8 protein-coding genes are annotated in these 16309 nt (G+C 33.1%); all 8 read left to right on the top strand.

Going from position 1 to position 16309, the window contains the following annotated elements:
* A partial coding sequence (locus VLC96_RS15665; protein ID WP_325264410.1) for a SusC/RagA family TonB-linked outer membrane protein occupies positions 1-3006 on the top strand: 3006 nt, incomplete at its 5' end.
* A 12-nt stretch (positions 3007-3018) separates the two neighbouring features.
* Positions 3019-4599: a RagB/SusD family nutrient uptake outer membrane protein gene (locus VLC96_RS15660; RefSeq protein ID WP_325264409.1), complete on the top strand. Its 1581-nt coding sequence runs from the start codon at positions 3019-3021 to the stop codon at positions 4597-4599.
* A 597-nt stretch (positions 4600-5196) separates the two neighbouring features.
* Entirely contained in the window at positions 5197-7134 is a 1938-nt protein-coding gene (gene nagB / locus VLC96_RS15655) for a glucosamine-6-phosphate deaminase (RefSeq protein WP_325264413.1), read from the top strand.
* Positions 7135-7238: 104 nt separating this feature from the next.
* Positions 7239-9311 (top strand): beta-N-acetylhexosaminidase, encoded by a 2073-nt coding sequence (locus tag VLC96_RS15650; protein ID WP_325264407.1) that lies wholly within the window; start codon positions 7239-7241, stop codon positions 9309-9311.
* Positions 9312-9507: 196 nt separating this feature from the next.
* Positions 9508-11898 carry a T9SS type B sorting domain-containing protein gene (locus VLC96_RS15645; RefSeq protein ID WP_325264405.1) on the top strand — a complete coding sequence of 797 codons (2391 nt, stop codon included), beginning with the start codon at positions 9508-9510 and terminating at the stop codon, positions 11896-11898.
* 35 nt (positions 11899-11933) lie between these two features.
* The gene (locus VLC96_RS15640; RefSeq protein ID WP_325264403.1) at positions 11934-13022 is read left to right on the top strand and encodes a glycoside hydrolase family 18 protein; all 1089 of its coding nucleotides are present in this window, start codon (positions 11934-11936) and stop codon (positions 13020-13022) included.
* Between the two features lie 105 nt (positions 13023-13127).
* Entirely contained in the window at positions 13128-14747 is a 1620-nt protein-coding gene (locus VLC96_RS15635) for an ABC-F family ATP-binding cassette domain-containing protein (protein ID WP_325264402.1), read from the top strand.
* Between the two features lie 113 nt (positions 14748-14860).
* Positions 14861-16219 (top strand): IPT/TIG domain-containing protein, encoded by a 1359-nt coding sequence (locus VLC96_RS15630; protein WP_325264401.1) that lies wholly within the window; start codon positions 14861-14863, stop codon positions 16217-16219.
* The last annotated feature ends 90 nt before the right edge of the window (positions 16220-16309 follow it).

Genomic DNA, 16309 nt, shown 5'->3' with positions numbered 1-16309 from the left:
GTTACCCTTGCGCAGGTAAAAACGATCAAGGGTTTGGTTTCTGATGCTAAAGGTATGCCTTTACCTTCAGCAAATGTTACAGTGAAAGGAGAGTCAAAAAAAGGTACTACCACAGATTTTGATGGTAGCTTTACTATTGAGACTAAAACTGGTGCTATTTTGGAAATTTCATATTTAGGATATGAAACTAAGACTATAACAGTAGGAGAGTCTGATACTGTTAAGGTTCAATTAACCGAGTCTGGCAGTACAGCTTTGACAGAAGTGGTTGTAACTTCTTTAGGTATCAAAAAATCTAAAAAATCTTTGACTTATTCAGCCCAAGAATTAAAAGGAGAAGAATTAGTTAGAGCAAAAGATCCAAATCTTATTAATACAATTGCGGGTAAAATTGCCGGAGTTGCTGTTACTAAAAGTGCTGGAGGTTCAGGAGGTTCTACAAAAGTTACTATTCGTGGAAACTCATCAACAACTAACAATAACCCCCTATATGTTGTGGATGGTGTTCCAATGTTGAACATATCATCTATTCAGCCAAACGATACATTTGGTTCTACACAAGGTGGTAACCGTGATGGTGGCGATGTTATCGGATTATTAAATCCAGACGATTATGATGGAATGACAGTGCTTAAAGGTGCTTCTGCAGCGGCTTTGTACGGTAGCCAAGGTGCTAGAGGTGTAATTTTATTAACATCAAAAAAAGCAAAAGAAGGAGTTTCAACCTTTAAAGTATCTTCAAATACTACTGTAGAAACGGCAGCTTATTTGCCTAAATTCCAAACATCTTACATCGCAAAACCAGGTGCAGATGAATCATGGGGAGCAGCGCAAAGTAGTCCAGATCATACAAGAGACTTTTTTGATACAGGTGTAACTCAAATATCTTCCTTTGGTTTTTCAACTGCTTCTTCAAATTCTTCTACAAATGTATCTTATGCTAATACATCTGCTAATGGAGTTTTACCAACTAATAAGTTGAGCAAAAATAACTTTAGCCTTAGACAAACAGGTAAATTCTTCGGAGATAAATTAACTGTTAATGCTAATGCAAACTACACATCACAATATGTGACAAACAGACCAACTAGTGGTTTGTATTTTAATCCACTTACAGGTCTTTATTTAATGCCTAGAGGAAAAGATTTTGAATATTATAAAAATAATTTTGAAGTTTTTGATCCTACTAGAAATTTAATGGCTCAAAATTGGATGACAGATAGAGATATTGAGCAAAATCCATATTGGGGATTGAAACGTAATGAATCTAAAGATGGCAATCAATATTTTAATGGTGCTGTAGGATTGAATTACAAAGTGAATGATTGGCTTTCTATTGGATCTAGATATAATTACGATAGAGTTAATTCTCAATTTGAAAAAGAAATTTATGCTACTACTCAAGGTACTTTATCTCATGCTAACGGTAGATATATTGATATTAGCGATGTGAGTTCTCAAAATTATGGTGATTTAATTGCTACGATTAATACAAAAATAACTGAAGATCTTACTTTTTTTGCAAACGTAGGGACAAGTTTTACAAAGACTTCACTTAATGATGAAACAGTTTTGGATTCTGATCCAAAAGGTTTAGGAATTACAAACTGGTTCACGCTTCATAATTTTAATTCTAACTCTGGTAATTTTCAAAATTATGGTTTCCGCAGAGAGCAACAATCTGTTTTTGCTGCAGCAACTTTTGGTTACAAAAACATGTTATATTTAGATGTTACAGGTCGTAACGACTGGTCTTCTACATTGGCTAATACTGGGAATGTTTCATTCTTTTATCCATCTGTAGGTGTAACTGCACTTTTGAGCGAAATGTTTAAAATGCCAGAATCTATTTCGTTTGCTAAAGTTCGTGCTTCTTATGCACAAGTAGGTAATGATATTCCTCCGTTTTATACTTCACCAACTTATGGTTATAATGCTGTAAATCCACAGAACATTAATCCAACTGTTGGTCCAAGACCAGGTACAACATTAAAACCTGAAAATCAATCTTCATACGAATTAGGTACTGAATGGAGATTTGTAGATAATAGATTTGGAATAGAGTTGACATATTACAATAATGAGACAAAAGACCAATTGCTTACTATTCCTGCTCCAGCAACCAATCCTTATGGTTACCAAAATTATGCTTACAACGGCGGTGTAATTAAAAACCGTGGTATCGAAGTAGTTGCTTCTGCTAAAATTATTGATAACGATCAATTTAAATGGGATGCTAGTGTAAACTATTCTAAAAATACTAATGAGGTTTCTGGATTACCTGAAGAATTAGGTGGTACCGTTATTTTGACTCAACCAGGTGTGAATAGCTACAGATATTCATTAATCAATGGCCGTCCGTTTGGAGTTATTGAAGGAATTAATTTGAAGAGAGATGATCAAGGAAGAGTATTATTGAATGAAGATGGTTCAATTCAAAAAACTGATTTTGAAGAAGTAGGAAATGCAAATCCTGATTATATGTTAGGTTTTTCAAACTCTTTCAAATTTGGTAAAATATTCTTAAACTTTACAATTGACGGACGTTTTGGAGGAGATGTAATGAGTATGACAGAAGCTTTAAATGACAAATTTGGTGTTTCTCAAACAACTGGTGATGCTAGAGATGCTGGTGGAGTTGCAATCAATGCAGTTTATGCTCCTGGAACTACAAAAGCTGGACAAGCTTATGCAGGAAAATACCCAGCTGAAAGTTATTATAGCCAAGTTGGTGGTAGAGAAGGTGCAACAGGTGAGTATGTTTATAATGCTACAAATGTTAGTTTAAGAGAATTATCTTTAGGATATACTTTTGATTTTAAAAACAGTAAAATTTTCAAAGCAGCTAATTTATCTGTAGTGGGTAGAAACTTATTCTTTTTCTACAAAGATGCACCATTTGATCCAAATATTTCTTTGAGTACTGGTAATGGGCTTCAGGGGATTGATGTTTATGCAGCTCCATCTACAAGAAGTATCGGTCTTAATTTAAATGTAACTTTTTAATCATATATCATCATGATACTAAATAAAATAAAAACAACTGCTATTTGTGCAACATTACTTGCCGCAGTAAGTTGTACAAGTGATTTCAATGAAATTAATACGAACCCAACCGGAATCACTGCTGAAAATCTTGAACAAGATTTTAACCACGTAAAGGTTCCTTTTACTACTATGTTTACAGGTATTTTTAATACATTACATTGGAAATATCAATTGCAACAGAACTTAAGCGCTGACATATGGTCAGGTTATATGGCAACGCCAACGCCTTTTAAAGGAGCAGCAGGAGATAATTCAAATTATAACTTGGTTGATGGTTGGAACGGTTTCATATGGAGTTTACCATACACTGATGTAATGGCAAATGCGCTTAAAATTGAGCAAAGCACTAAAGGAAAATATGATCAGTTTTATGCAATTTCTTTGATTCTAAAGGTAGAAGGAATGCACAGAGTTACTGATGTATTTGGACCAATCGTATATTCTCAATTTGGAACTACTAATGCAACAATTCCTTATGATTCACAGGAAGAAGTGTATACTAAAATGTTTTCTGAACTAGATTTTGCGGTTGCAGAATTGACTAAACGAGTAAATGCTGGTGAAGCTACGTCTTTTGCAAAAATTGATATGACTGCTTATGCCGGTGATTACAAACAATGGATTAAATATGCAAATTCATTGCGTCTACGTTTAGCAATGAGAATTGTGAAAATTAAACCAGCATTGGCAAAAACTGAAGCTGAAAAAGCAATTAGCAACTCATTCGGAGTATTAACAACTAATGCTGATATTGCTAAAGTTATTATTCCAGATTATATTGATCCGATATTAACTATTTCTTCAGCTTGGGGAGATATTAGAATGTCTGCAGATATGGAATCTATTATGGTTGGGTATTCAGACCCAAGACTTAGTAAATTTTTTAAAGCTTCAGCTGATTTTCCTGGTCAATACAGAGGTATTCGCACTGGTATTAATATGATTGCTAAATCTGATCGTACTGGTATGTCTGAAATTGGTTCTGTTGTTGAGTCAAATCAAAAAGTGTTAATGACTACAGCCGAAGTATATTTCTTAAGAGCTGAAGGTGCATTAAGAGGATGGAATATGGGAGGATCGGCTCAATCTTTATACGAAGCGGGTGTTACGGCATCATTTACACAACATGGTGTTTCAGGAGCATCTTCTTATATAGCTGATAATGTTAAGACTGCAGTGAATTTTGTCGATGTTAAAGATGCTGCTAATAATGCTGTTGCCGTAAATAATGTAACAGTTGCATGGGATGATGCTGCCGGAAATGAAGTAAAATTGCAAAAAATTATTACTCAAAAATGGATTGCGAACTTCCCAGAAGGACAAGAAGCTTGGTCTGAATACAGAAGAACTGGCTATCCTAAATTATTTAGAGTAGTGCATAATACGAGCGGTGGATTAATCACTACTCAATATGGTGTACGTAGAGTAAATTTTGTTCAGTCTGAAAAAGACGGAAACCCTGGTGGTGTTGAAACAGGACTAGCAAAATTAGGAGGTCCAGACAATGGAGGAACCAGACTTTGGTGGGATACTACAGGATCAAATTTCTAAAAAAAGAATATAATAACTTATAATTTTTATTCCAGACAGGTGTTGTGCCTGTCTGGATATAAAAAAAGAATGAATTAAAAGATGCTGCAAGATTTTTTTAATTGAATAACAGTAAAGGCTATTTAGCCAATCGCTCTGATTCCTAAAGTGTTTTACTTTGTTTAAGAGCTTATTACTATCAAAATTTCTTTTATGTTTCAATAATAATAGTATCATTTTGTTAGTAAAACCACATTGTTGATTGAAAGATGTCGTTGGTTTAAAAAAAAAGTGTGTTGGTTTAATTTATTTTTTTGAAGAACATAGACCTCATAGCTTTGTATGAAAATCGACTAGAATTTAAAAGGTTATAAAACCAATCGCTCCGATTTGTAAGGTGTTTCACTTTGTTTTAAGAGCTTATTACTATCGAAATTTCTTTTTATTTTAATAGAATAAAATTTACATATACAAAACACACAATACAGTTTGTGTTAAATAGAAATTAAAGGATTAATTAAAAAATAGAAGTATGTGTACCTTTATCAAAATCAGTCGATTTTTTTAATAAAGTAATATAAACTTCTTATAGCAATGGAAAATATAATAGATAATAACATGAGAACTACAGTAAACTTAGGTAATGATATAAGCTTCAAAAAAGCAGGTCAGTTTGAAGACACCCGTTTTGAAAAAATCCATAACGTAATTTTTAAAAATGCTGCCGATGCTTCAATAATTGTTGCCCAAGAGATAGCAGATTTAATTCGTACCAAACAAGAAAAAGGCAAAAAATGTGTACTGGGCTTGGCAACTGGTTCATCTCCTATAAAAGTGTACCAAGAATTGGTTCGTATGCATAAAGAGGAAGGGTTGAGTTTTGATAATGTTATTACTTTCAACTTAGATGAGTATTATCCGATGCCAAAGGAAAGTAACCAAAGTTATCATTACTTCATGCATCAGCATCTTTTTAATCATGTTGATATTAGACCAGAAAATATAAATATTCCTGATGGAACTGTAGCTTTAGAAGACTTAAATCAGTTTTGTGTTGATTATGAAATGAATATTAAAAATGCTGGCGGACTAGATTTTCAATTGCTGGGAATTGGACGTACGGGTCACGTAGGTTTCAATGAGCCAGGATCACATATCAACTCAGGAACAAGAATTATTACTTTGGATCATATTACCAAAGTAGATGCTTCGGGAGATTTTAATGGAATTGGAAATGTACCGAAAAAAGCAATCACAATGGGAGTTTCAACAATTCTTAGATCCAAAAGAATTGTTTTGATGGCTTGGGGACAAAACAAAGCTTCAATAATAAAAAGGACTATTCAAGGTGATATTAGTTCAGAAGTTCCAGCGACATTTTTGCAAAATCATAACAATACCACATTTGTTTTAGATGAAGGAGCAGCTTCAGAGTTGACTCGTCTGGAAACTCCTTGGTTGGTAGGTGAGTGTATTTGGACTCCAGAACTAAAAAGTAAAGCAATTGTTTGGCTTTGTCAACATACGAATCAGTCGATTTTGAAATTAACTGACAGAGATTACAACAACAATGGTATGTCTGATTTATTGGCAGCAGGAAGTTCTGCTTATGATTTGAATATCAATATGTTTAATGTGCTTCAGCATACCATTACAGGATGGCCAGGCGGGAAACCAAATACCGATGATTCTTTCCGTCCGGAGAGAGCCACTCCTGCTCAGAAAAGAGTGATCCTTTTCAGTCCACATCCAGATGATGATGTGATCTCAATGGGTGGAACTTTTGCAAAATTAATTAAACAAGGTCATGATGTGCATGTGGTTTATCAAACTTCAGGTAACATTGCTGTAACTGATGATGAGGCTTTAAAATTTGCCGAAGTATGTAATGATTTTGTAGAAGGTGACAAATCTGGAATTAATTTTCAAGCAGTAATTGATTCAATCAACTCTAAAACAATTGGCCAAAGCGATACAGAGGAAGTTCGAAAATTAAAAGGCTTGATTAGACGTCGCGAATCTTATGCGGCGACTAGATATATTGGCTTGAAAGATGAAAATACACACTTTTTAGATATGCCATTTTATGAAACAGGAGTAATTCAAAAGAAACCTTTAGGACCTGAAGATATTGCTATTGTAAAAGATATTATCGAAAAAATCAAACCTCACCAAATATTTGCTGCTGGAGATCTTGCTGATCCACATGGTACGCATGAAGTGTGTCTGAACGCCATATTTGCTGCCTTAAAAGATTTAAAATCAAAACCATTTATGAACGACTGTTGGTTATGGTTATACAGAGGTGCTTGGCACGAATGGGATATTCATGAAATTGATATGGCAGTTCCATTGAGTCCAGACGAAGTGTTGTCGAAACGTCAGGCTATTTTATACCACCAATCGCAAAAAGACAGAGTAATGTTCCAAGGAAATGATTCCAGAGAATTTTGGGTTAGAGCTGAGGATCGAAATAAAAATACAGCTAGATTATATGATCAATTAGGTCTTGCCGAATATGAGGCTATCGAAGCTTTTAAACGTTTTGACTACTAAAATACCGCATGTTTGTTTTGTGTTAATTAAGTGCTGGATTTTACGTTTTAACTAACTGTAAATCAAAATTCAGCACTAATTTTTTTAATTTATTTCTTTATAAAATGAAATACATCTTTTTTTTCCTTTTTGCCTCAATTATTTCTTCCGCTCAAGTAACAAAAGAACAACTCAATCTTATGCCTTGGCCTCAAAATGTTTCTGTTAGTCAAGGTTCATTTGTATTGACAAAGAATTTCAAAGTAAATATTACAGGAGCTCCAAATTCTAGAATTTTTACGGGTGCAACTAACTTTTTGAGACGATTGGATGGAAGGACAGGAATGTTTTTTAACCAGGGATTTGTAACGGGACTAAATGAAGTTCCCAACGCTCAATTGCAAATTAATTGTGTTCGGGCAGCAGAAATTGAATTGTACGAGGACGAAAGTTATTTATTAGATGTAACTCCAAATAAAATTACCATTAGTGCAACTACAGACGTTGGTGCTTTACATGCGCTTGAAACTTTATTGCAATTATTGCAAAATAATAGTAATTCATTTTATTTTCCTGTTTCAAAAATTTCAGATTTTCCAAGGTTTACCTGGCGTGGTTTGATGATTGATGGTGCCAGACATTTTATGCCAGTTGATGTTATAAAACGTAATTTGGATGCAATGGCAGCTGTTAAAATGAATGTTTTTCACTGGCATTTGGTAGACGATCAAGGTTGGAGAATTGAAATGAAAAAAAATAAAAAACTAATCGAAAAAGCTTCGGATGGTTTGTATTATACACAAGAAGAAATTAAGAATATTGTAAAATATGCGGCGGATAGAGGAATTTTGGTTGTACCAGAAATAGATGTTCCAGGCCATGGCTCAGCTATTTTGACAGCTTATCCAGAAATTGGTAGCAAAGTAGTGAATTTAAATGTTGGTTCTACTGAAAAAGGACAGCAATTAAAACAAGAACAAACTTATACTGTTGAGAGAAATGCAGGGATTTTTTCGCCTACGCTCGATCCTTCAAATCCAAAAACCTATGAGATATTAAGCAGTATTTTTGATGAGGTTTGTCCGTTGTTTCCAGGTAAATTTTTCCATATTGGAGGGGACGAAAATGAAGGTAAAGATTGGGATGCTAATCCAAAAATTCAAGAATTCAAAAAGAAACATAATTTGGCTAATAACCATGAATTGCAAACATATTTCACTATGCAATTAGTTCCAATGCTTAAAAAACACAATAAGGAATTAATGGGGTGGGAAGAAATTATGACCAAGAATATGTCTAAAGACGCGATAATTCATTCCTGGAAAGGTGCTAATGAAGGACTAGCGGCAGGAAAATCATTAGTTGAAGCTGTAAAAGGTGGTTATAAAACCGTTTTGTCTAATGGATATTATATTGATTTAATGTATCCAATCGAAAGCCATTATTCAGTTGATCCAATGCCGAAAAATGTGGTTTTAACTGATGAGGAAAAAGCAAGAATATTGGGAGGTGAAGCAACTATGTGGAGCGAATTGGCGACTCCAGCTACAATTGATTCTAGAATTTGGCCACGAGCAGCTGCTATTGCTGAACGTTTTTGGTCTGATGAAAAGGTTACCGATATTAATAATTTGCGCAAAAGATTGAAAACAGTTTCGTTTAGATTAGAAGAATTAGGACTGTTGCATTTAAAAAGTAAAGAAGGTTTATTGCGAAACATTAGCAATAATCAAAAAAGTGATGCATTACTCGATCTATCGAATGTTTGTGAACCTTTAAAAGGATATACCAGAAACAATGAAGGGACTGAATATAAAATGTATTCTCCATTGACCTTATTTGCGGATGTCTGTACTCCTGATGCTTCAGATGCATTAGAATTTAATCAAGCCGTTTCTAATTTTTTAAATAATAAATCGACTGATAATCAGATAATAGTTATCTCTTTTTTAAACAAATGGATCAAAATGGATACTGATTTAAAAACGTTAAGTACTAATGCACCGCTTGTACAGCCAGTTTTGCCTTTGTCTAAAAATTTGAGTGATATTTCACAACAACTTTTACTAAAAATAGAAAAGAAACAAAATGTAGATGTTTCTCTGTTAAATGATTTACTTGAAAAATGTAATTCTAAAGAACATGCCGATGTAGAATTGGCAGTATATAATAGCTTGAAAAAATTAGTTCAAGCCTAAATTGAAATTCAAAAATTGAAGTTTGTAATTGCTAAGATTGAGTTTGGTTATTTGTATTTTGCATTGAAATCTTTATTTTGAATTGCTATTGTTTTTTCAATAAAACAATATAAGAACCTGGTAATTTGTTACCAGGTTTTTTTTGAAATATTTTGTTTTTTATAAGAATAAGCGTGTTATAATATTTAATCTGCTAATGATACATATCAAAAAAATAATTGCATTTAGCTTCATTTTACTAACCCAAATATCTTTTTCACAAGGAGATTGTGCTAGTGCTCTCACTATATGTGGTAATACAACTTTTAACGGTGTAATAAAAACGTATCCAGATGATTCACAGTTTGTAGGACATGTAAGTTGTGGAAATTATGTTCATTCTCCAATGATATGGTTAAAGGTGACTATTGTAACAGGAGGAAGTTTTGGTTTTGTTCTAACTCCAAAAAGTAATGATCCAAAAGCTGATTTGAATTTTTTTGTTTTTGGTCCAAACGTTAATTGTGGCAATATAGGACAATCTATTCGTTGTTCATATACCTCGCCAACCGAAATACATTCAGCGAAAAATGTAACAGGATTAATTCCAATTGCTTCCGGAGTTAGTAGAGAGTCTAATGAAGGGAATGGCTTTTTAGAAATGTTGGATGTAAAAGCTGGTGAAAGTTATTATATAGTTGTTATGGATGCAGGCGCGCCTTATGATAAGTTTTCAATTGATTTTAATGGAACAGCCACAATAGACGCTCCGCCTGAAATAAAAACCCCTAAAACATTCGGTAGTTATATTGCTAAAACCTGCGAATCGGATGGTGTAAATGATTTCATCACAAATTTTGATTTAAATGAAATTGCTGAAATTGCTGTTGGGAATCAAAACAATGTTGAAGCTTCTTTTTACCTGAGTAATTCGGATGCCATAAAGGATCTTCGAAGATTGCCGAATGGATTTCGAAACACAGAGAGTCCCCAAAAAGGTTACATTAGATTAACCAATACTGTTTCAAAATGTTTTGTTGTTGATGAAATCTTTTTCACGGTTGAGCAACTACAAACTCCGTATCCATTGAATATTGCGGGTTGTGATATAAATCAAACAGGTTTTGTTCATTTTAATTTGGGTAAAAATGATTTGTTGCTACAAGATAATAATCCAAATAGAGTTGTAACCTATCATCCGCAACCGAATGATATTGTTACCTTGCCTAAAGATTATATCAACAAAATCGCCTATCAGGAAGAAACAATTTATGCCAAAATAGTAGATACTAAATCGCTTTGTAGTGTTTATAAACCTTTCAAATTAATTATAAATAAAACACTGCCAAATGTAAAACCTGTGCAATTAACACAGTGCGATATTGATACACCACCTAGTGATTTTAGGATATTTAACCTTATGGAGGCATCTGATGCATTGACATTAAAAGATCCTTCATTTGCTGTGGAATTTTACGCTAACAATCCAGATGCTCAAAATGGTGTAAATCCTTTAAATGTTTTCTATACTAATACTTCAAATCCACAAACAATATTCGCTAAGGTGACAAATAAAACTACTGCTTGTTATGCTTTTACAACTGTAGATTTGAAAGTAAAAAAAGGTGTAACTTTAACGGAAACATTAGAAAAATGTGATAATGATGGAATAGCTGACGGAACCGTAAAGTTTAATCTGGCTGATGCGGGTTTCGAAACTAATGGTAACAGAGTTACTTATTATCAAACATTGGATAATGCATTATTATCTCAAAGCCCAATATCTTCAAGTTTTACAAATACACAAGCTTATCAGCAAAAGGTATATGCTAGAGTAGAAAATGAAAATGATTGTATAGGTATTAATACTATTGAGTTAAAAGTTAATCCTTTACCTAATCTTGGCGAAAATGAAACGCTGTTTTTATGTTTAAATAAAACAGACGATACAATAAAATTAAAAACGGGAATTCCACAAGCCGAATTAATTAATTACCAATACAAATGGTTTCCTAATGGAGAAACTACTTCTGAGATCGATGTTCATGAGTCTGGAATTTATAAAGTGGTGGTTAAAAATCAAAGCGAATGTACTAAAGAGCGCGTTTTTACAGTTAATAGTTCTGAGATTGCCAAAGTTTCAGAAGTTATAATAGACGATTTTGACGAAATAAAAAATGTTACTATTTCTGTACAAGGACTAGGAACTTATGAATATTCTCTGGACAATATTTCAGGAAATTATCAAACGTCTCCAGTTTTTGATGATGTTTCGACAGGGATACATGAGTTGTACATAAAAGACCTAAATGGCTGTGGCATTTTGCAGAAAACAATTTCTGTTTTGGGAGCACCAAAATATTTTACTCCAAACGGAGATGGATTTCATGATTATTGGAATATTTGGGATTTAAACACTTCGGCTAATTCAAATGCAATCATATCTATATTTGACCGGTTTGGTAAGCTTCTAAAACAACTTTCACCGAAAGAAGTAGGGTGGGATGGTACATTCAACAGACTTCCTTTGCCAGCTGATGATTATTGGTACACTTTACGGTTATTGGACGGAAGATTTACAAAAGGTCATTTTTCACTCCTACGATAATTATATTTAGATATTAATATTTTAAAAATTATAAAATGAAAAACTTTAAATTATATTTTTTACTACTTCTAATCCCTTTATTTGTTTCGGGGCAAAATAAAAATGAGTTGTCTGTTATTGCTTATTATATGGGTGATGATAAGCAAATAGATGAATATGATGCTTCAAAACTAACGCATATTATTTTTAGTTTTTGTCATCTAAAAGACGCAAAATTAAGTGTTGATAATGCCAAAGATTCAATAACGATTAAACATTTGGTTACGTTGAAAGATAAAAATCCTAAATTAAAAATCATGTTGTCTCTAGGCGGTTGGGGCGGATGTGAACCTTGCTCTGAGGTTTTTGCTTCTGCTGAAAAAAGATTGATTTTTGCAAAATCTGTAAAAGAGATCAACAATTATTTTAAATGTGATGGCTTGGATTTGGACTGGGAGTATCCAACAATAGAGGGACATCCTGGACATTTGTATCAAAAAGCCGACAAAGAGAATTTTACTGATCTTATTGTTTTGCTTAGAAAAGAATTAGGAACCAATAACGAGTTGAGTTTCGCAGCTGGCGGTTTCCAAAAATATTTAGATGAATCTGTTGAATGGAAAAAAATAATGCTATTGGTAGATCGTGTAAATATTATGAGTTATGATTTGGTAAATGGATATTCAAAAGTTACCGGTCATCATACACCTTTATTTAGTACCAGTGCTTTGGAAGAATCGACAAATCGCGCAGTAGAATTTTTACTAAACTTAGGAATCCCAGCAAATAAACTAGTAATCGGAGCAGCATTTTATACCAGAGTTTGGAAAGATGTCGCCAATGTTAACAATGGATTATATCAATCTGGTGTAGCTACTAATGGAGTTAATTTCAAGGATTATGAAACCACTTTTACCAAAGAAAATGGTTGGAATCATTACTGGGATGCAAAGGCGAAAGCTCCGTATTGGTACAATGAAAAAGAAAAATCATTTGCTACAGGAGATGATATTACTTCTGTAAAAGAAAAAACTAACTACGCTATAAAAAAGAAATTAGGCGGAATTATGTTTTGGGAACTTACTTTAGATAAAAGCCAAAACGGAATGGTTGATGCGATTGATAGCGTGAAAAAATCTAAATAAAATTAAAAGCCAAATGGATGATTTATGATTTGTAATTCATATATCTCATATCTTAGTTCGTAATTTTTTCATACTTTTGCGCAAAATTTTAATCAAGAAACATTCATGTTAACAGTCAATAATTTATCAGTACAGTTTGGTAAGCGAATTTTGTTCGACGAAGTAAATACAACTTTTACACACGGAAATATTTACGGAGTAATTGGAGCCAATGGTGCTGGAAAATCTACTTTTCTTAAAATAATTTCAGGAGATATCGATCCAACTTCGGGAAATGTTTTTTTAGAACCAGGAAAACGTATGTCGGTTTTAAATCAAAATCACAATATGTTTGATGAACATACGGTATTAGAAACTGTAATGATGGGGAATAAAGTTCTATATGCTGTCAAAACAGAGATGGATGCACTTTATCTTGATTACAATGATGCTAATGCTGATAGAATTGGAGAATTACAAGTTCAGTTTGAAGAAATGAACGGATGGAATGCGGATTCTGATGCAGCTGCGATGTTATCTAACTTGGGTATCACCGAAGAAAACCATTATACTTTGATGGGTGATATGGAAGGAAAAATGAAAGTTCGTGTGCTTTTGGCACAGGCGCTTTTTGGAAATCCTGATTTATTGATTATGGATGAGCCTACCAACGACTTGGATTTTGAAACAATTGGTTGGTTAGAAAACTTCTTGGCAAACTATGAAAATACGGTAATTGTGGTTTCTCACGACCGTCACTTTTTGGATGCGGTTTGTACACATATTTCGGATATTGATTTTGGTAAAATAAACCACTATTCCGGAAATTATACTTTTTGGTATGAGTCTAGCCAATTAGCGGCTAAACAACGAGCACAACAAAACAAAAAAGCTGAAGAAAAGAAACAAGAACTAGAGGAATTTATTCGTCGTTTTTCTGCGAACGTTGCCAAATCTAAACAGGCTACGTCCCGTAAAAAAATGATTTCTAAATTGAATATTGCCGAAATTAAGCCTTCTAGCCGTCGTTATCCAGCTATCATTTTTGATCAGGATCGAGAAGCTGGAGATCAAATCTTGAATGTGCAAAACCTTTCAGCTTCTGTAGATGGTGAGGTTTTATTTAAAGATGTGGATTTGAATATGGCTAAAGGTGATAAAATCGTTCTTTTCTCGAAAGATTCACGTGCTACAACTGCATTCTATGAAATTTTGAACGGAAATCAACCAGCAGATTCTGGAACTTTTGATTGGGGAATTACAACGAATCAAGCTTATTTACCGGCTGAAAATCATTCTTATTTTGAAAATGATTTGACATTGGTAGATTGGTTACGCCAATGGGCAAAAACAGAGGAAGAACGCGACGAAGTTTACATTAGAGGTTTTCTTGGGAAAATGATTTTTTCTGGTGAAGAAGCTTTAAAAACTAGTAGGGTTTTATCCGGAGGAGAAAAAGTCCGTTGTATGTTGTCAAGAATGATGATGGAACGCGCTAATATCTTAATGTTAGACGAACCTACCAATCACTTAGATTTGGAGTCTATCACTGCTTTCAATAATTCATTGAAAAACTATAAAGGTTCAGTGATTTTTACAACACATGATCACGAATTTGCACAAACTGTTGGTAACAGGGTTGTAGAGTTAACACCAAATGGAGTTATCGATCGTTATATGACATTTGATGAGTACTTGGATGATGAAAAAATTCAGGAACAAAGGAAAAAAATGTATAATTTGTAATTCAAATACTTAAACCCGTTATTAAAATACCGGGTTTTTTTATATTTTGTTAGAAATATTTTTTAAGATTTCCTTTGTAGTTTTTTTTGTATAATTGCAAAAAAAACATTATTATGAAAAAATCCCCCAATTTATTATTTTCAATTTTATTTGCTTTAATAATAATAAGTTGCTCCAGTGACCCTGAAGTTGAGCAAAAAAAAGTTGTAGAAACTCCTCCTCCTACTGTTCCAATTCCAGATCCAATACCCGAGATTGAAGCAAAAATAACAGCTTATAGTAGTAATTATGGAAAACCTTCTGAGCAAATAACTATTACAGGAGAAAATTTTTCAGATAAAATAGAAAACACTAAATTGTATTTTGATGGTATCGAAGCAACCATTATTTCCGCAACACCAACAGCAATAAAATTTACTTTGCCAGCAACTACTAATATGATCCCTCAGCTCAGATTAGTTATTACAAATACCAAAATAACTAATACGGTAAAAAATGCTTATAAAGGAAATATTGCTATTTTAAATGCAAATCCTGCCAGTTCATGGATTGTATCGAATAGTCCTACTACGAATTCGCGTATTATTAAAATTCAAATTTTAGATAATGGTTCGATATATTATAATTATGAAGTAACTACTGCTTTGTCAGGAGGATCTACAATTTCATTTAATTATGTAAAAAGATCATTAGATGGTGGGAAAACATGGGAAACATGGGCCGAAACGGCATCAAGTTTTGGTGGGAGTCTTTTTTTTGCAACAAATAACGATGAAGGTTGGTCAATTTATGGATCGGCTGATTTGTATAAAATTCCTATGGGCGGAGTTGACAAAACAAAGATTAGTAGTTCTGTAGGATGGATTGTATATATGAATGTTGATGAAACTTTAAAGAAAGGAACAATTGTTAATCTAAAAGGTGGTGTTTATACAACTGATGATGGAACAAATTTCACAAAAGCTTATAATTCTATCGAATCAACGAATATTGGTGTTAATGATGCTTATTATTTGGACAATGATCATATTTGGGCATATGGCTACAGAGGAGCTACTGTATCTGGCTCTTTTAATTATGTGCCATTTATAATGTATAAGAAAAGTAGCTCTGATAACTGGCAAGAAAAAATCTTTATGGATAAAGATGCACAAATTTCTACTATACAGTTTTTTAAAGATAATTCAGGATTGATTTTAATGTCAAGTTCTGTAGATGCTAAAATATTAAAATCAAATGATGGTGGAGATAACTGGAGTGAGATTTATAAAGGTGAAAAATTTACTAATATGACATTCATTGATCCAAATAACGGATGGGCAGTTTTAAAAGAAAAGATATATAAAACAACTGATGGCGGAGTTTCTTGGACTTTAGATTATACAAATGATGAGGAAATTTTGAAAATTGCATCAAAAGATAAATTTGTAATAGCCATTTCAAAAAGCAAAATAATTAAGCGTTATCTTTAATATATATAGAGTTTGAGTTGACTCTCATCTTAATATTAATAGATAATTATTCATAAATATTAGTTCGCTTATTGCAATTCAAAAAACTTC

It is taken from the genome of Flavobacterium sp. (assembly GCF_035456085.1).
Taxonomy (GTDB): domain Bacteria; phylum Bacteroidota; class Bacteroidia; order Flavobacteriales; family Flavobacteriaceae; genus Flavobacterium.
This window is presented reverse-complemented; position numbering and strand designations above follow the sequence as displayed.